The organism is Paraburkholderia franconis (genome assembly GCF_009362735.1).
GTDB classification, from domain to species: domain Bacteria; phylum Pseudomonadota; class Gammaproteobacteria; order Burkholderiales; family Burkholderiaceae; genus Paraburkholderia; species Paraburkholderia franconis.
The window spans coordinates 20,787-36,934 of sequence record NZ_WHNP01000066.1 but is presented as its reverse complement, the minus strand read 5'-3'; the positions used below and the strand labels follow the sequence as shown (position 1 = coordinate 36,934).

Annotated in this window: 18 protein-coding genes and 2 pseudogenes; 5 read left to right on the top strand and 15 right to left on the bottom strand. The window is 61.3% G+C overall.

Going from position 1 to position 16,148, the window contains the following annotated elements; all coding sequences use genetic code 11:
- Positions 1–2,271 (bottom strand): adenylate/guanylate cyclase domain-containing protein (locus tag GCT13_RS37920; protein ID WP_152767093.1); only part of this gene is annotated, 2,271 nt, incomplete at its 3' end.
- Positions 2,272–2,487: 216 nt separating this feature from the next.
- Between GCT13_RS37920 and GCT13_RS49900 the strand changes: the two are divergent.
- Positions 2,488–2,646 (top strand): annotated as a pseudogene (locus GCT13_RS49900) (IS6 family transposase); the annotation flags it as partial.
- Between the two features lie 43 nt (positions 2,647–2,689).
- On the opposite strand, the gene GCT13_RS48735 reads toward GCT13_RS49900, so the two are convergent.
- Positions 2,690–2,935 carry a hypothetical protein gene (locus GCT13_RS48735; RefSeq protein ID WP_193727862.1) on the bottom strand — a complete coding sequence of 82 codons (246 nt, stop codon included), beginning with the start codon at positions 2,933–2,935 and terminating at the stop codon, positions 2,690–2,692.
- A gap of 69 nt (positions 2,936–3,004) precedes the next feature.
- A complete protein-coding gene (locus tag GCT13_RS37910; protein WP_152767092.1) occupies positions 3,005–3,232 on the bottom strand; it encodes a hypothetical protein in 228 nt (75 codons plus the stop codon).
- Between the two features lie 324 nt (positions 3,233–3,556).
- Between GCT13_RS37910 and GCT13_RS37905 the strand changes: the two genes are divergently transcribed.
- Entirely contained in the window at positions 3,557–3,973 is a 417-nt protein-coding gene (locus GCT13_RS37905) for a hypothetical protein (RefSeq protein WP_152767091.1), read from the top strand.
- Between the two features lie 357 nt (positions 3,974–4,330).
- Here GCT13_RS37905 and GCT13_RS48730 read toward each other — a convergent pair whose 3' ends face one another.
- The 3 genes from GCT13_RS48730 to GCT13_RS37895 all read right to left on the bottom strand — a co-directional run bounded on the left by GCT13_RS48730 (position 4,331) and on the right by GCT13_RS37895 (position 5,693).
- A complete protein-coding gene (locus GCT13_RS48730) occupies positions 4,331–4,492 on the bottom strand; it encodes a hypothetical protein (RefSeq protein ID WP_193727861.1) in 162 nt (53 codons plus the stop codon).
- Between the two features lie 536 nt (positions 4,493–5,028).
- The gene (locus tag GCT13_RS37900; RefSeq protein ID WP_152767090.1) at positions 5,029–5,439 is read right to left on the bottom strand and encodes a type II toxin-antitoxin system VapC family toxin; all 411 of its coding nucleotides are present in this window, start codon (positions 5,437–5,439) and stop codon (positions 5,029–5,031) included.
- On the bottom strand, positions 5,439–5,693 hold the full coding sequence (locus tag GCT13_RS37895; RefSeq protein WP_152767089.1) for a type II toxin-antitoxin system Phd/YefM family antitoxin: 255 nt from the start codon (positions 5,691–5,693) through the stop codon (positions 5,439–5,441). Before GCT13_RS37895 ends, GCT13_RS37900 begins: the two co-directional genes overlap by 1 nt.
- A gap of 196 nt (positions 5,694–5,889) precedes the next feature.
- On the opposite strand from GCT13_RS37895, the gene GCT13_RS51425 reads away from it, so the two are divergent.
- Positions 5,890–6,324, top strand: coding sequence for a YlcI/YnfO family protein (locus GCT13_RS51425; RefSeq protein WP_407670920.1), 435 nt, complete (start codon positions 5,890–5,892; stop codon positions 6,322–6,324).
- On the top strand, positions 6,321–6,620 hold the full coding sequence (locus GCT13_RS37885) for a type II toxin-antitoxin system RelE/ParE family toxin (RefSeq protein WP_321574882.1): 300 nt from the start codon (positions 6,321–6,323) through the stop codon (positions 6,618–6,620). The genes GCT13_RS51425 and GCT13_RS37885 overlap by 4 nt, the downstream gene beginning before the upstream one ends.
- Before the next feature lie 28 nt (positions 6,621–6,648).
- Here GCT13_RS37885 and GCT13_RS51645 read toward each other — a convergent pair whose 3' ends face one another.
- Entirely contained in the window at positions 6,649–6,726 is a 78-nt protein-coding gene (locus tag GCT13_RS51645; protein WP_456093727.1) for a DUF7713 domain-containing protein, read from the bottom strand.
- Positions 6,727–7,111: 385 nt separating this feature from the next.
- Here GCT13_RS51645 and GCT13_RS37880 point away from each other — a divergent pair, with 385 nt between their 5' ends.
- Positions 7,112–7,801: a ferredoxin reductase domain-containing protein gene (locus GCT13_RS37880; protein ID WP_152767088.1), complete on the top strand. Its 690-nt coding sequence runs from the start codon at positions 7,112–7,114 to the stop codon at positions 7,799–7,801.
- A gap of 226 nt (positions 7,802–8,027) precedes the next feature.
- Here GCT13_RS37880 and GCT13_RS37875 read toward each other — a convergent pair whose 3' ends face one another.
- The 8 genes and pseudogenes from GCT13_RS37875 to GCT13_RS37840 form a co-directional block, all read right to left on the bottom strand.
- Entirely contained in the window at positions 8,028–8,909 is an 882-nt protein-coding gene (locus GCT13_RS37875; RefSeq protein WP_152767087.1) for a LysR substrate-binding domain-containing protein, read from the bottom strand.
- A 161-nt stretch (positions 8,910–9,070) separates the two neighbouring features.
- Complete coding sequence (locus GCT13_RS37870; RefSeq protein WP_152767094.1) at positions 9,071–9,796, bottom strand: amino acid ABC transporter ATP-binding protein; 726 nt, start codon at positions 9,794–9,796, stop codon at positions 9,071–9,073.
- A gap of 99 nt (positions 9,797–9,895) precedes the next feature.
- On the bottom strand, positions 9,896–10,969 hold the full coding sequence (locus tag GCT13_RS37865; RefSeq protein WP_152767086.1) for an ABC transporter ATP-binding protein: 1,074 nt from the start codon (positions 10,967–10,969) through the stop codon (positions 9,896–9,898).
- A 38-nt stretch (positions 10,970–11,007) separates the two neighbouring features.
- Positions 11,008–11,850 (bottom strand): ABC transporter permease, encoded by an 843-nt coding sequence (locus GCT13_RS37860; RefSeq protein ID WP_152767085.1) that lies wholly within the window; start codon positions 11,848–11,850, stop codon positions 11,008–11,010.
- On the bottom strand, positions 11,847–12,782 hold the full coding sequence (locus GCT13_RS37855; protein ID WP_152767084.1) for an ABC transporter permease: 936 nt from the start codon (positions 12,780–12,782) through the stop codon (positions 11,847–11,849). The genes GCT13_RS37860 and GCT13_RS37855 overlap by 4 nt, the downstream gene beginning before the upstream one ends.
- Positions 12,779–13,876, bottom strand: coding sequence for an ABC transporter substrate-binding protein (locus GCT13_RS37850; RefSeq protein WP_152767083.1), 1,098 nt, complete (start codon positions 13,874–13,876; stop codon positions 12,779–12,781). Before GCT13_RS37850 ends, GCT13_RS37855 begins: the two co-directional genes overlap by 4 nt.
- Positions 13,877–13,991: 115 nt before the next feature.
- A pseudogene (locus GCT13_RS37845) lies at positions 13,992–14,612 on the bottom strand (aldehyde dehydrogenase family protein); the annotation flags it as partial.
- Positions 14,613–14,763: 151 nt separating this feature from the next.
- Positions 14,764–16,128 (bottom strand): hypothetical protein, encoded by a 1,365-nt coding sequence (locus GCT13_RS37840; RefSeq protein WP_152767082.1) that lies wholly within the window; start codon positions 16,126–16,128, stop codon positions 14,764–14,766.
- Positions 16,129–16,148 lie beyond the last annotated feature (20 nt).

Sequence of the window (16,148 nt, the reverse complement as noted above, 5' to 3'; positions counted from 1 at the left end):
ATGCACGCGTGCCGGTGTATCGGGCAGACGCTTGAGTAACTCGAGCGCGACGCCGAGGTGGTGCATCGCGTCCAGGTGGGCCGCATGTCGAAGTGCCTGTTGCGCGGCACGATGCAGGTACTCCACGGCCTTCGGGATATTGCCGCTCAGGCCGTAGTGATGCGCCAGTTCGCTGCAGTAATCCGCGATGCGGGTCGGGAACAGCGCCTCGATCGCATGCGCGGTGCGCTCATGCAGTGCGCTACGGCGCTCCGTGAGCAGCGAATGGCCGGCGACTTCCTGGGTCAGCGCGTGCTTGAACGAATACTCGACCTCCGGAAACGCGGGCCGTTCGAATATGAACTCCGCGGCTTCCAGGTGGGCAAGAAGCTGGCGCAGATCGTCATCCGCGTGCGCAACGGGGACAGCGCAGATACGCTGGATCAGGCTGAACGGGAATTCCTTGCCGATGACGGCGAGCGTCTGCAGCAACTCCTTCTCCGCGACAGGGAGCCGGTCGATACGGGCGGCGAGCACGCCCTGAACGGTAGTGGGAATATGCAGCGACGCCGGGGTCTGCTCGATACGGTAACGGCCAGGATCGCCGAGCAGCGATTTTTCCTCGGCCAGCGTCTGGACCACTTCCTCCATGAAGAACGGGTTGCCCTCGGTCTTCTCCAGGATGAGCTGCTTGAGAGGCACGAGAGAGAGGTCGTCCCCGAGCAGCGCCGTGAGCAGTCCCTGGGCTTCGGCCGGGCCCAGCGGTTCGAGTCGCAACGAGCTGCAGTGATCCGCGTGCTGCCAGCCGGGCTGATACTCGGGCCGGTAGTTCAGGAGTAGCAGGATCCGGGTGCCTGGCACGTGTTCGATCAGGTATGCGAGGAAGGCTTCCGTCTCGCGGTCCAGCCATTGCAGGTCCTCGAAGAGCAATTCGATGGGCTGATCGCGGCTCTCGCGCGTCAGCAGTTGCGTGATCGCGTCGAAGGTGCGGTCCCGCCGGATCCGGGAATCCATCTCCGCCAGCGCCGAACCGGCTTCGCCGATACCCAGCAGATGGAGCAGGTAAGGCACGAGATGCTCGAAGCTGCGCTCGAGCGTCAGCACTTTGCCCATGACCCTTTCCCGGCAACGTCGCTCGTCGTCCTGGGCGGTGATCTGGAAATAGTTCTTCAACAGCTCGATGAGCGGCAAATTGGCAAAAGCCTTGCCATGCGACACCGAAAACGTCTCCAGCACCAGACAGCCGCGCCGGGAGCGCTCCTTGAATTCGTGGAACAGTCGCGATTTCCCGACTCCGGCCTCGCCGACCACTGCAACCACCTGCCCGTGGCCCGTCCTGACCTCATCCAGCGCCCGATTCAGGTGCTCCGTTTCGGCCTCGCGGCCTACGAACCTGGCAAGACCACGGTGCGCCGCCAGTTGCAGGCGCGTGCGCAGCGCGCCGAGACCCAGCACCTCATACACCGGGAGTGGTTCGGGAATGCCTTTGACCTGGGTGGCCCCCAGGGCCCTGAACTCGAAATAACCTTCGGCCAGCTTGTGGGTCGCCTCGCTCACGAGGATTGACGATGGCGTGGCGATTCCTTCCATCCGGGACGCAATATGAATCGTGTGACCGACCGGATCGTAATCGGTATGCAAGTCGTCCGTGCGGATCGAGCGCACCACGACCTCCCCGGTGTGGACGCCAACGCGGATTTGCAGCGGAATGGCTTTCTCCAGGCGAATGCGATCGCCGTGGCGGCGCATCGCCTGCTGCATGCGCAGCGCCGCGAAGAGCGCACGCTGCGGATGGTCTTCGTGCGCGATGGGCGCGCCGAACAGAGCGAGGATGCCGTCGCCCAGCAATTTGGCCACGTAGCCCTCGTAGTAGTGCACGGCCTCCATCATCAGCGCGATGACAGGCTCGATCAGCCGATGGGCCTCTTCCGGGTCTAGGTCGTGGATCAACGCGGTGGAACCGGCCATGTCGGCGAATAGCGCCGTAACGGTCTTGCGTTCACCGGCGGCCTCGCCTCTGGCTTCCATGGCCGCCTGCTCGGCGAGGATGCGCTCGGCAAGATGGTGTGGCGTGTAATGAACCGGCGCTGTGGATGCCCCTGGCGCAGGCTGCGGACGCGGAGATGACGCGGCGGGCGCCTCGGTCAGGGGGGCGCCACACTCATTGCAGAATCTGGCGGAAGGCCTCGCCTCGTACCCACAGCGAGGACACGCGCGCGACAAAACGGCCCCGCACGCTTCGCAGAATTTGGCTCCGGTGAGGTTCTCGAATCCGCAGTTTGCGCAGTGCATAACACCATTTCCGTTGCCGAGAGTGCGAGCATTTGAACATTATGCGTCGTCTCCGCTTGCGGCAAGAGAAGGCCGGATGGGAAGCGTGACCGAGTGGAGCGCGTCGATTGCGCGTGATACCTCAGCGATACCCGGGCACAGCTTCCAGGGGATCAGCGTTGGCTCGAGTTGAATGTATGCCGCCGCAGGGCACTGCCAACTTTAGATCGCTGCCAGATAGAATGTCGGGATGAGAAGAGCAAATCACCGTACCACGGCTTTCGTTTCCCGGCGGCGATCATCAGTTGCGCGGTTCGCTGGTATTTTCGCTTCAATCTGAGTCTGCGCGACATCGAGGAGCTGTTGCTCGAACGTGGCGTGAGCGTGACCTACAAACTCGCCCATACCAAGCACGTGTTCGTGAAGGCGGCCGCGCGGGTCAATAACCGTGCCGAAAACAGCCATCAGCCCACGCGCGGGTCGCGAACGCCAGATGCAGGGCGTTCGCGACCCGCGGCGCACACAGCGGTTTCTCTCGAGCTTCGGTCCGATCCGGCAGCACTTTGCTTTGCCGCGGCACCAGATGAATGCCGGACGCCATCGCATCGAACTGAAGGCACGTCTGCTCGCATGGCAGGACCGGGCGGACGTGAAAACGGCTCATGGAAGTTAATAAGGAAACCATACGTACGTTCTCCACACAACGGACTATCTATCTCAAGTTGACAAAGCCCAGGCGGGAAGTGGTCCTCGTTCAGTGCCTGGAAAACGAGCGCGTGCGTGCCAAATGCGCACTGTGCGGGCGGTTGGTGAAATGGGTGAGTAGCAAGTAGGCACGGTCGAGTTCGCCGGAATCCTGCTTCTGCCGCGCGATGATCTCAATCGCGTGAAGCAGATGCTCGGCCAGTTCGAACTCTCCTTCCTGGCAAGCTCTTGCAAACGCGGCGAATACATCCTCATGCAGAGTGCGGTGAATAGTCATGATGACGCCCTCCAGATATCCACTGATTGAAGTATGGACCCTTCAACCGTGGAAAGGGCAGGCGTTTTTGTGCACCAGACCTGGCCTTGTTCGGCAGGATGCAGCGCATGTAGGGAACTCGCGGAATCAGGCTCTTCCATGCCTTGTTGGCCATCTCTTCCGAGGAGCCCGCACGCAGATCCGGTTCAAGACGTGGAGGTGGAAAGAGGGCGTCTTGAGCCAGGAGAAAGCGGACGGCATGTATGTACACGTCGATCACAAGGAGGGCGGTCTAGTGCGCCTGACTACGCGCTGCCGATCGAGGCGTCCGGTTCTGGCGAAGCGGTGCGCGCGAAGCTGAACCCCGGCACGCAGTCGCATGGTGAAATCGTCGTGATGGTCGACGGCCAGATCGCCGGCCACGAGATCGGGAACGGGACCATGAACCGCGTGCGGTCGGGCGGCGCGTTCGCGGAGAACGAAACCCCGGTGCTCATGGTGTGGGACCAGATTCCGCTCGCTGCGGTCGCGCAGAAGGGCAAACATGACGTCGGTTACCGCGAGCGCTTCAAGGCGCTGCTGCAACAGCTGCCCGCGCGGGCAATAGCAGCGTCCGGGTCATCCCGACCAAGATCGTTTTCTCGCTGGCCGAAGCGCATGCACACTGCTCCAGCCTGCAGATCGAAGGCAAGGAAGGCACCGTCATCAAGAACGGCACCGGCATCTGGAAGGACGCGAGCAGCGGCTATGTGGACCTGGTGAAACACAAGCTCGAAGCGGACGTGGACCTGAAGGTGGTGTGGCGATCGTGCCGGGCCGCGAGGGCACAAAGAACGAGGGCCGCGCCCGGTCACTCACGGTCGAGAGCTCCTGCGGCTAGCCGCCGACCGATGTCGCCGTGAAGAACGAGGCGATGCGTGACGCGGTCGATGCGAACCACGACGACTGGATCGACCGGATCATCGCCGTGCGCTTTAACCTGATCGCGGTGATCTTCCTGTGACCACCGGCGTGGCTGCGCAAAGCCCGCTGCGTGCGGGCTTTTTGTTGCACAGGCAACCTCGAGACTAGCGGTCGCGGCCGGATCTGGCCGGGACGGCGTCGGCGGCCATGGTCCATTTACCGGATGTGCCACCTTGCCGCGGAATAGGGCAGATTGCCGGCGGTGATTAGCGCGTCCCCGTCCTTGTCGGTGGATATGGGTGTCAGGTCTAGTGGCGTGCAGATGTTGTTGCCCGCAGCGTCTTGCACCCGGACGCCGGGGTCGGTGGCGTAGTTCAACCTCCAGTTGCCTGAACCCGGGAAGCCCTGGAGGGTAGCAGCCGTTCGTGTCCAGCGACCGGCTGCGAATACGTCGTTTGTCGTCAACACAGCATATAGTTTCGGGTCCACGGGGGCACCCCGAACTATCAAGCCTGATGTCTGTCACGACGGACCTCTGTCCGTTTTCGAAAGCCTGCCTGGCCAGCTGAAATGACGCGTGTACCAGACGATCTATAGTCTGCAGGCAGCCAGATATCCAACTTCGACCGCCGAACGGGTTAGTTAGTTACCCGAGCCCATATGGATGAGCCGAAAGCCGGAGCCGAGAATGTTTAAGGCTGTGCGCCGACGGTGTCCTCGGCCCACAGATCCATCTGACGTGGATCGATGCCCGGTTCGTCGGAAAAGGGGGCGGTCGCGCACGCATGCCCACGCGACTCACCGGTTGCGCAAGCTGAACTGGAGGGAATATGTCAGCCGAAAAGATGACGCCGAATGCGCTAGACGCGCTGTGGACACAGGCATCCACGGAACCAACCGCGCGACGCCTGCGTTCAATGAGCCTTCTTCGGCGCTTCGATGATTTCGATCACGTCAAGCGCGCGGAAGTCGTCCGGATTACTTGTGAGCAGCGTCAGACGATGTTCATGCGCCTGTGCGGCAATCCAGAGATCGTTATAGCGCGGGCGGGGATTGCGACCGGCGTGCTTCATCATGATGGCGAGCAAGCCAAACGACTGAGCCGTTCCGCGCGTCACTTCTAGCACCGACATCCGTTCGACCGCGCGAAGCAACGCCGTGCGTTCGGCACGCTCGCGCGGGTCATTTGGGATCTGTGCGCCGAATTCCAGTTCACCAAGCGTGATCGCGGAGACGTAGATCAGTTCCGACCCGGCGATGTTGTAGATCGAGTCCAGGTCGATAGCGCCATGCGCGACATCGATCCAGACGCATGTATCGACCATTAATGCCGCCACGGATCACGCACCTCGTCGTCGAAACCGGCGTCGCGGATGTCGGCCTTGTAGTGCTCAGCCGCGTCGCGCGAAATCTTCGGCAGCCGCTCGAAAGCTTCGCGAAGCGTGACAGCGCGCGCCGGCGGACTGATCGTGCCCAGCACGGTGTTATTGCGCGTGATCGTGACCGATTCGCCGCGAGCCAATGCGTCGAGCACCTGATTCGTGCGCCGGGCGAGATCGGTGGCGGTGACAGTCGTCATGAAGCCCTCCGGACAAGATAATACGCATTATACGTAATTTGCGTATTTTTGTCCAGTCCGGCAGGCCCTTCGACCAGTATCAAACGAAGCAGACACTTGAAGCACTATGGGTTGGCAGGGATCAAAGCGAAATCGCTCGCGCTTTCCGGTTCCCATATTTTACATAATTAAAGTTATCAACCGAGCGTGCTATTATATGATTAATGTACTCCGTCTCGTGGACCTGAGCGACATCACGCGCCGTCTGAATCGTCTCTCCGACCCCGTCTCGACTGCGCAGCCCCAGTTGCGCTACCAGTTTTTCACCGCGAACGATGGTAAAATGTATCGCAAAAGCGATACATGGAGGTCTGTCATGAAGACGGCTACGATCCCGGCATTGCGCGTCGAGCCGGACCTGCGGCGGGCGGCGGAAGAAGTCCTGAATGAAAACGAAAGCCTGTCGTCATTCATGGAGGCTTCGCTCCGCGCAAGCATCGCGCAGCGAAAACTTCAGCGGGAATTCATTGCGCGCGGGCTCGCCGCTCGCAACGAGGCCCGTGAGACCGGCGAATATTACGAGGCTGTTGACGTGCATGCCGAGCTTGAGGGCATGCTGCAGACAGCGAAACGGGCGAGAAATAAACCGTGACATTTCGGGTCCGTTATACGGGCGGCGCACGACGCGATCTGCTGCGACTCCATGAGTTTCTGCTCGATCGTGACATGGCGGCAGCCGAGCGCGCGTTGGAGGCGTTGCGCAAGTCGACCGAAATTCTTGAGGAGTTTCCCTTCACCTGCAGGAAGGCCGACGCCAACAATCCCTTCCTTCGCGAACTGATCGTCCCGTTCGGTTCTTCCGGCTATGTTGTCCTGTTCGAGATCGACGACGCGACGACCGTTACTATCCTGGCCGTCCGGCATCAGCGGGAAAATGACTATCATTAGGCGGCCAGTCGGCCATGGTCCGTCGGACTCATGCCTCGTCACTCGGATCCACGAGGTCAATCCGGAACTGCCAACCTTCGAACGCCATTAACATCGCCCCAAACACCAACGTGACGATCGGCGTGCGCGACCCTGTTGATGATCGCCCGGAAGTCCGCAGTGTACGGCATACGATGTCTGCCCCTTTCGACACTCTCTTCTCATCAAAAGAATAGATCTCCGTTTTCGTGGGTCAATCTCAGTGCCGAAAATGCGGGCGATCGGGTACTGGTGGAACGTCTGAGAACACGCTGCTGCGCGGAGCAGCATTGAACGACTATTAGCGTAACCGTATGAGTGATATTCCACTACAGCGGCTTGCTGGCGACTCCGGTCCACCCTACTCTCGACGATAGCAGCCCTTCCAATAGTTGCCGGGTCGGCATTTTCTGCGATCCATACACTGACATGCCTTCCGATTTGCGGGAGATGCCAGCCCTATCGGAGAAGACATGCACGACAACCTGATTCCCGTAATCGTAAGCCGGAAATGGCAGATTGCTGAGGGATACCATGCCGTTGAACTTCGACCAACGCATAAATCGGTGCTTCCGCCATTTGACGATGGGTCGCGCGTCACCCTCCGTCTGAATAGCGCTGACGGCAAGGAAAGGATTTATCCTCTGCTCGGGTTTTCGTCCCTGTCCGATGGTTACGTGGTAGGCACGAGACAAGGAGGCGATGGCAGAACGGATAATTTGCTGTCCGATTTTCCGTTGAATGAACGAGACGAAGTATTTGTCGGCATCCCCAAAAGCCCACCAACGATCGTGGACGAGCGTGTGCGATCTATCCTTTTTGCCGGTGGGCTAGGCACAGCACCGATCGCGGGAATCGCGAAGCGGCTTGCATCGGCGGGTCAAAGGTTCGAGGTGCACAACTTCGCCCGATCGGTCGACCGCGCAGTTCTACGGGAAGAGCTTCACGCGCTGCGAAGTCATGGTAGGGTCAATCACTACTTCGGCTTGTCCGACGATCTATTCGCGCAGAAGAGTTCTCACGCGATGAGTCCAACTCATGCCAACACTCAGATTTACTGCAGTGGTCCCCCGGCTTTCATGGATTGCATTGAGCGCCAGGCCCGCGAATGGGTGTACGCCGCGAACATCCATAAAATCGTGCTCGGTGACCACAGCGCATAGCCTGCGGCAGAGCGGAGACACAGTTGCCAATATGAACGGATCGCGCGAGACAACACGAGAAAAAGCGCGCAGGAGGCGCTCAAACAGAAGGAACGGCTATTCCGTTTCATCGTGCGGAGGTGAGCGGCATCGAAACGCGTCGCACAGCCATGGCACGACCCGACTCGCATTCCGTCTCTCCTTGCCGCTACTTCAGGCGTGAGCGTCCCTGCGAGAAGCAGCTACTTCAACGGGATGCGCCGGTTTCGCGCGGTTCACGGCGATCCACTCGCTCAGGATTTGGCTGACCGGCAACACAGTCAGGATACGCAAAATAGTAGCGCGACCCTGTCTCTACAAAGGTATCGAACGGCATGACAAGGCGCCTCGCCGCCACGTCTTCACTCACCAGCGTCCGGTCACTGATGGCCACTCCAAAGCCCTGCATGGCCGCGTTCGTTTCCAGATCGAGTGTGTCGAAACTCGGCCCGAGGTTCGCAACGACGCCGGATGCGCCGGCATGACCGAGCCACAACTTCCAGTCCCGATGGTCGCGCGTCGGATGCAGCAGAGTGAATTGCGCAAGATCGTCAACGCATTTGAGTGGCGTTTTGCCCAGCAATTCAGGAGCACAGAGGGGTGTGATCTGCTCCTCGAAGAGCGGCACGGCGTGAACATCTGCTCCGGGCGACGAACCATAGATGATGGCGGCATCGAACGGCTCGGCTTTAAAGTCGACGTCATGTTGCCAGGTCGTCGTGATCTGAAGCTGCAGGTCTCGATGTTCGAGCTGAAAACGCATGATCCTGGGCAGCATCCATCGCATGGCACACGTCGGCACCTTTAATGCGACATCCGTGCGCTGGCGTATGAGTCGCAGCGAGACTTCCTCGATGCGCCCAAAGCTCTCCCTGACCGTCGGCAACAGCATCTCGGCTTCAGCCGTCAGCGTGAGTCCTTTCGGGCCCCGGATGAACAGCGGAAACTGGTAATAGTCCTCCAGCGCGAGAATCTGGCGGCTGACGGCCCCTTGCGTCAGGAATAGATACTCGGCCGCACGGGTGAAACTGCCGTGTCGAGCCACCATTTCGAAAACCTGGAGTGCGTGTAGTGGAGGAAGTCGTCTCATGGATGCAGCCATCCCGTACGAACCGGATGTGCTCACCGTCCGGCGGCGTCACGTCATTGCAATTCTGCACAAAAGCACAACACGAGAGTTTCGCGATACGGAGTTTTACGCAAGCAAACCGGAAGGGTCGTCAGAACTCCGCATGCGCCGATCGATAGCGGCTAATGCAGGATCTTGCCCAGAAAATCTCTTGCCCGCTCGGACCTGGGGTTCGCGAAAAACGCTTCCTTCAGGTCATCCTCGACAATGCGTCCGTGATCCATGAATACCACACGGTGCGCGACCTTCCGGGCAAAGCCCATTTCATGCGTCACACACATCATCGTCATGCCTTCCTGTGCAAGTTCGACCATCACGTCGAGCACCTCGTTGATCATCTCTGGATCGAGCGCCGAGGTTGGCTCGTCGAACAGCATCGCGATCGGGTCCATCGACAGCGCGCGGGCGATCGCGACGCGCTGCTGCTGGCCGCCGGAAAGCTGGCCGGGATACTTGTCGGCATGGGCACGCAGGCCGACCCGGTGAAGCAGCCGCAGCGCCTTGTCGGCAGCCTCGTCCCTCCGCCGCCCGAGCACCTTCACCTGCGCGAGCGTCAGATTGTCGGTGATCGACATATGCGGGAAAAGCTCGAAATGCTGAAATACCATGCCGACCTTCGAGCGCAGTTTCGACAGGTTCGTTTTTGCGTCACCGACCGACTCACCGTTGATCGCGATCTCGCCGCCCTGGAACGGCTCGAGTCCATTGACGGTCTTGATCAGCGTCGACTTGCCCGAGCCCGACGGACCGCATACCACCACCACTTCGCCTTTCTTCACTTCGGTGCTGCAATCGGCAAGCACCTGGAACTGACCGTACCATTTCGATACGTTGCTGATGGAAATCATGTTGAAGCCTGTCTTTCGTGATGTCGTGCTGCCGCCGTATCCGTTCGCTTCGGCGATCGCGGCTTGCATCGCCGCGGCGCCGAGGAAGTGAAAAATGATTCAGTGCGCGGTGCGTGCCGCGATCAGCCGGCAGGCATGGGCCGGCATCTCCGCCAGCACCCGTACGCCGACCACAAGGGAAGGCGTCTCGCGCGGCGTCGTAGCCGCTGTCAGCGTGAAGCCGTCGCAGTCGATGGTGGCCTCGATCGAAGCCCCGACGTCGCGCACGAACGTGACCTTGCCGGCGAGAAAGTTCGGTCCCGGCGTTGCGTCGATGGGCCGCACGCACACGTCCTCCGGCCGGATCAGCAGACGGATATCGCCCGCTGTGCGCGCCACGCGGGAAGCGGCATGCACGACGATCGTCCGGCCGCCCGGCAACCCGATTCTGTCCTCGCCATCGAAGGTCGCCGGCAGGATGTTGCCGAGCCCGATGAAGTCCGCAACGAACTCGCTCACGGGATCGCGGTAGATATCGAGCGGCTTGCCGACCTGGGCAATGCGCCCTTTTTCCATCACGACAATCTCGTCTGCCATCGTCATGGCTTCGCGCTGATCATGCGTGACCATGATTGTCGTAAGGCCCAGGCGCTGCTGCAGCATCCGGATCTCCACCTGCATGGCTTCGCGCAGCTTCGCGTCGAGCGCCGACAGCGGCTCGTCGAGCAGCAGCAATTTCGGCGATGATGCAATGGCGCGCGCAATCGCGACGCGCTGACGCTGTCCACCCGAGAGCTGGGTGACCGGCCGGTTGGCCATATGCGGCAACTGGATCAGTTCGAGCAGTTCGGCAACGCGTCTTGCCTGAGCGCCACGCTCGACACGGCGCAACCGCAACGGATACGCGACGTTTTCCGCGACGCTCATGTGAGGGAACAACGCGAGCGACTGGAACACCATGCCAAAATCGCGCCGGTTCGCCGGCACATGGGTGAGGTCGCGGCCCGCAAACATCACCGAGCCGGAAGTCGGCGTTTCGAGCCCGGCAATCATCCTCAGCAACGTCGTCTTGCCGCAACCGGATGGCCCGAGAAAGCAGACGAGCTTGCCGTCGGGCACGCTCAGATCGACATGATCGACGGCGAACGTGTTGTGAAAGCGCTTGGTGACGGCCTGAAGTGTCAGATGTGTCATGGGCATTCCTTATTCCTGTGATCCTGTAATGGCGAAGATCAGAGCGCCACGCCTTCGTCGCCGACGAGCTTTTCGAGCAGCCAGATCAGGGCAAAGTCGATCATCACAATGACCACCGCGAACGAAAACACGGTCGGGTCCAGCGACGAGACCGTGCGGCTGTAGAGCCAGACGGGCAGCGTCATCGTGTTGATGCTGTAGAGAAAAAACGTCACCGTGAACTCGTTGAACGAGATGATGAACGCGAACAGCATCCCGGCGAGGATGCCCGGGCGCATGAGGGGCAGCACGACATCGAAGAGCGCGCGATGCGGGCTTGCCCCCATCACGCAGGCGGCTTCTTCGAACTCCGGGCCGACGGACGCAACGGACGCCGCGCAGTTCTTCACCGTGAACGGCAGCGCGAGAATCACGTGCGCGATGATGAGCCGCAACACGCCGAGTTCCACCGGCAATGCGTTGAAGACGAGCAGCAGCGAAAGCCCCAGCATGACGAGCGGATAGACGAGCGGCAGCGCAACCAGTTGCTCGATGATCGCCTTGCCGCGGAAGCGGTAACGCGAGAGGGCGTACGCGGCCGGCACGGATATCGCGGTGGCGATAAGCATCGTCGAGATGGCGACGACAAGGCTCGTCGTCAGCGCAGCGCCCATCGACAGTACGTCGCCCGCATCGGGCGACACAAACGCATGCCATGCCGCGCGATACCAGTGCAGCCCGAAGCTTTGGGGTGGAAATTCGAGCGTGTCCGAATTGCCGAATGACATCGTGATCATCGTCACGATCGGCAGCGCGGCGAGAAAGAGCACGACTGTCGCGAGCAGCCCTGTTAGCCGGCCGAGCCGACCGGGCATGGCCGCGGGAATACGCAAGGTGCTCATGAGCGGGACTCCCCGTGACGTTGAAGCGTGCGCACGAGCCGTTGCGAGATGGCCATCACGGCGAGTGTCGCCACCATCAGCACGACGCCCGATGCGGATGCAGCGGGCCAGTTCAGCAACGGCGCCACCTGGTCATGCACCAGTACGGCGAGCATCGGCACGCGCCGTCCGCCGAGTAGCAGCGGCACCGCAAATGCGCTCGCGTTGTAGGCGAACACGAGCAGCGCCCCGGACACAAGCCCCGGCATGGCCAGCGGCAGCACCACATGACGCATGGTCTGCCAGCGCGTCGCTCCAAGTGTGGCGGCCGCCTCTTCGTACGAGTGCGATATCGCACGCATCGCGCTCGATATCGGCAGCACGGCGAGCGGAAACGCCGTCTGGATCAGGCCGAGAAGCACGCCGTTCTCGCGATACAGCCACTGCAACGGCCGCCGGATGACGCCCGCCGCGAGTAGCGCGTGATTGACGAGCCCTGCGGGTCCGAGCATCACGAGCCATCCATAGCCTTGCAGCAGCAGGTTGACCAGCAGCGGCAACAGCACGCCAGCAAGCAGAAGCCGCCGCGCGAGGCGCGACTGCGTGCGCGCCAGCGCGAGCGCCACGGGAATCGCGAGCGCGACCGCACAGACCATGCTCTGCAATGCGAGCCGCAGCGTCAGCCACAGAGAATGCAGGAAGTACTCATCCCCCAGGTCCACATAGTTTTGCAGCGTGAACGCATGCCACTCGTTGCCAGGCACGCCGAAACTCATGCGCAGCACCGCGACGGCGGCCGCGACCAGCACCGTGAGAAACGTGAAGATCGGCGCGAGCAGCAACCACGGCGACACGCGGGGCAACGCCGGAGGAACGCGGCGCGGCCCTGCGGCGTCGTCGGCGGATGCCGCCTGCCCGGCGCGGCGTGATGAGAGCGCAGGCATGTCCATCATGCCGCAAAGAGCGCGGTGTAGCGCTTGATCCATGCAGGCTGGACGGTGGCCAGCGTCTTGTCGTCATGCAAGATTGCCTTCTCGGCGATCTGCTGCGGCGACGGCACCAACGCGCGGCTCTGAGCCGGGATGACGGCCTTCCCGTTGACGGGACCGTTGAGCACGTCTGCGGCCATGCGTCCCTGGACGCCCGCATCGAGCGAATGATTGATGAACGCATGAATCAGATCGAGATCGCCGGGATGTGCTTTCGGAATCACGGTGAACATCAACTGCGTCGCGAAGCCCTCCTTCATTCCGTAGGTCACGCCCATCCGGTATTCCGGCTTGCGGATCTGGTCGGGGAAGAATGCCGGGGCATAGATGCCGCCGATGTCGAGCGAACCCGTACGGAACAGATCGGCGACCTGGTTCGGGTTTTCTCCAAGCGTCAGCACGCGTTCCTTCAACTGCGCGAGCCGCGCGAATCCTGGCTCGATGTTCTGCTGCGAGCCACCTGCCATCTTCGCCGCGATGATGGCGAGATCGACAGCCTCGGCCCATTCCGGCGGCGGCAGGAAAAGCCGGCCCGCGTACTTCGGGTCCCACAGCGCCTCATAGCTTGCGGGTGGCGTCTTCACGGTCGATGTGTTGTAGATCAGGCCGTCCGACCAGAGCAGATAGCCGACGCCAAAGCCATTGGCGCCCGTGCGGTACTGCGGGGCAACGTCCTTCAGGTTGGGAAGCTTGTCCAGATCCGGTTTCATCAGCAGGCCTGCGTCTGCGAGACCCGACGCACCGACACCCGCTAGCGTGATCACATCGTACGTGGGCCGCTCGCCGGCAGCCTTCACCTTCGCAACCATGCCGGAGGTGCCGTCCGCGCGGTCAGCGACGACCCGGGCACCCGTCTTCTGGCTGAACGTGTTGGCGATGTTGCGCAAAGCCGCCGCACCCGTATCGTCGGACCACGTCAGGAGCCGCAGCGTCTTGCCCGCGAAGTTCTTCTCCTGTGCCCTGGCAGTACTGATGAACGGCATAGGCAGTGCCGATGCCGCCAGCGCCGCGCCAATGGTCTTGATAGCCTGCCTTCTGCCCCGTTTGATGTCTTGCATGGTCGTCTCCAGTTTCAGTCGCGTGGCCGCGTGTCGGCGTGGTGGGTGAATCAACTGTAGGTTCGTCAAAAACGCGCAACAAACGAAATCTCTGCATGCGCGTCATGACGTGAACTCATGGGCAGCCGATGCGCTGCGCCGCGGGTGAATGCCGGTTTGGCATCAAGATCTGCTTGATTTCCTGGAAGGCAGCGAGGCCGAACGGACCGAGTTCACGGCCGATGCTGCTGCGCTTGTAGCCACCCCACGAGGTCTGCGGAAAGATCAGCTGCGGTGCATTGATCCACACGACGCCCGCTTCCAGTTCGCGGGCGACTCTGCTGCCGCGCGCCGCGTCCTCTGTGACGACCGTTGCAACGAGGCCGAACTCGGTGTCGTTGGCGACCCGGACTGCCTCTTCCTCTGTATCGAAACTGCGCACGCAAAGTACCGGCCCGAAGATCTCTTCGCGCCACAACACGCTGTCGGACGGGACATCGACAAACAACGTCGGTTTCACGAAGTATCCTGGCCCGGAAGGCACCGAGCCCTCGATCACCAGACGTGCGCCGGCGGCCTTGCCCTCTGCGATGAACCGCTGCACACGTTCATACTGGCCGCGGTTGGTGAGCGGCCCCATCTGTACTCCCTCCGCGAACGGATCGCCCACCACGGTCTGCGTGACGCGGTGCGCCAGACGTGCGACAAGCTCGTCGGCGACTTGCCGCTCGACCAGTACCCGCGACAGAGCCATGGAATCGTAACCACCATTACGTTAGCTTGATTCGCATTGCTATTTAATGTCGAACATGTCGTGGCGGATTAAATGCCATTTAATCGCGACGATATCGACTCGGTACGTAAGTCAAAAGAAGAGCCAACGCAAGGCGATAATCCAGGCCCGGAGCCTACCCGATATAACGCGAAGGCAAAGGCGGCGCATCCGGCGGTATTGTCACGACATCGGTATTCAACCAGGCTTGGGGCGTGCCGTTACTGTTCCCATAGGCGCCGACGTACGGCATCATGCGCGTCGTCTGGTAAAGCTGAGGCGTCCAGCCTTGCGGCGCGAGAAACACGGTGGTCGCACGCTTCTCACTGTACGGACAAGCGCCGAACGTCGAGATGTTCCATAGCGTCTGCTTGAAGGTGTCGTAGTCGATGCCGTGCCGCTGTGTGCCCGCCTGCCAACCTTCGAGCTGAACAAATGTGTTGTACGTGCCCGGTCCCGCCAACGGATTATTGACCGTACGGCCGGCGAGGAACGCCAGGATCAGGCCGCAGTTCTCCGGCGCAAAATCGGCGCTGACATCGAGGTAGTAAGTCCCCGTGATATTCGTGACCGTCGCATAGTGCGAGTTACCGGGATCATGCCGCGTCGGCAGCCCCGATGCGGCAAAAAAATCGTCGAATGCCTTCATTTCCACGCCCGCCGGCAGATCCGCGATTGCACTAATCGCAACGAAATGCGCGCCCGCAGCGAGCAGGTTGACGAACGCCGTGACACTAGCCGCGTTCCAGCTATTCCCGTTGCTGAACGGATACGCGCGATATCCATTCAACGCGAACACGGACGGATTGGTGCCCGCCTGCCACTTGATCTGCGGCACCCACATCGTCAGCGGACCGTTGCTGGCGGCACTCGAAACATACCGGGCAAGCATCGCGATCAAGGCTGCATCCTGCGGCGGACAAGCGGGGTTGGTGCCGCCATTGATCCACTGCTGCGCCCACTGCGCGGCAAACGCCTGCATCTGGTCGCCCGTGAAATCCGCGGGCTCAACATAGCCGTCGGGCGCCGCATTTTCATATGCGCCCGTCACGACAGCCGCATTGCGCGTGTTTTCGCCGAACAGGCTGTTGACGAAGTCCTGGCAGTTGTTGCGCGCCGGCGAATCAAGCAGGCCAAGCGGCACGACCCATGCGCGGTTGTTCGCGTTGATCGCTCGATAAAAGTTGAGCGCAGCCACTGAGTCGTGCCCGGGGAAGGTCAACGCATTGGCGCCCGTGATATAACCCGTCGTTGCATCGAAAGTCACGGTCGTCGATCCGGGCCCCGACGGATGGTAGTACGACACGCCCAAGGTCACGAGATTACCCATCAGGCTGAAGCGGCCCACGCAGCCGCCCGACCTGTTGACGGCACTGACGCGCATCGGCTGACCGTAGCCGATCGTGCCTGGCTGCGCCTGCGGCGCAGGCCCTTCACTGGCCGACGCGCTGCCGAACTCGAGCGTCAACCCCGATGCCCAGTTCGTGAGATTAATTGTCATCGATCGTTCCGCCATTGCCG

Excerpts from the sequence above, each read along its gene's own strand:
- GCT13_RS37910 (WP_152767092.1), bottom strand. The coding sequence starts at position 3,232 with ATGACTATTCACCGCACTCTGCATGAGGATGTATTCGCCGCGTTTGCA.
- GCT13_RS37860 (WP_152767085.1), bottom strand. The coding sequence starts at position 11,850 with ATGAGCACCTTGCGTATTCCCGCGGCCATGCCCGGTCGGCTCGGCCGG.
- GCT13_RS37875 (WP_152767087.1), bottom strand. The coding sequence starts at position 8,909 with ATGAGACGACTTCCTCCACTACACGCACTCCAGGTTTTCGAAATGGTG.
- GCT13_RS51425 (WP_407670920.1), top strand. The coding sequence starts at position 5,890 with ATGATTAATGTACTCCGTCTCGTGGACCTGAGCGACATCACGCGCCGT.
- GCT13_RS37870 (WP_152767094.1), bottom strand. The coding sequence starts at position 9,796 with ATGATTTCCATCAGCAACGTATCGAAATGGTACGGTCAGTTCCAGGTG.
- GCT13_RS37850 (WP_152767083.1), bottom strand. The coding sequence starts at position 13,876 with ATGCAAGACATCAAACGGGGCAGAAGGCAGGCTATCAAGACCATTGGC.
- GCT13_RS37880 (WP_152767088.1), top strand. The coding sequence starts at position 7,112 with ATGCACGACAACCTGATTCCCGTAATCGTAAGCCGGAAATGGCAGATT.
- GCT13_RS37900 (WP_152767090.1), bottom strand. The coding sequence starts at position 5,439 with ATGGTCGATACATGCGTCTGGATCGATGTCGCGCATGGCGCTATCGAC.
- GCT13_RS37865 (WP_152767086.1), bottom strand. The coding sequence starts at position 10,969 with ATGACACATCTGACACTTCAGGCCGTCACCAAGCGCTTTCACAACACG.
- GCT13_RS48735 (WP_193727862.1), bottom strand. The coding sequence starts at position 2,935 with ATGGTTTCCTTATTAACTTCCATGAGCCGTTTTCACGTCCGCCCGGTC.
- GCT13_RS37895 (WP_152767089.1), bottom strand. The coding sequence starts at position 5,693 with ATGACGACTGTCACCGCCACCGATCTCGCCCGGCGCACGAATCAGGTG.
- GCT13_RS37855 (WP_152767084.1), bottom strand. The coding sequence starts at position 12,782 with ATGATGGACATGCCTGCGCTCTCATCACGCCGCGCCGGGCAGGCGGCA.
- GCT13_RS37840 (WP_152767082.1), bottom strand. The coding sequence starts at position 16,128 with ATGACAATTAATCTCACGAACTGGGCATCGGGGTTGACGCTCGAGTTC.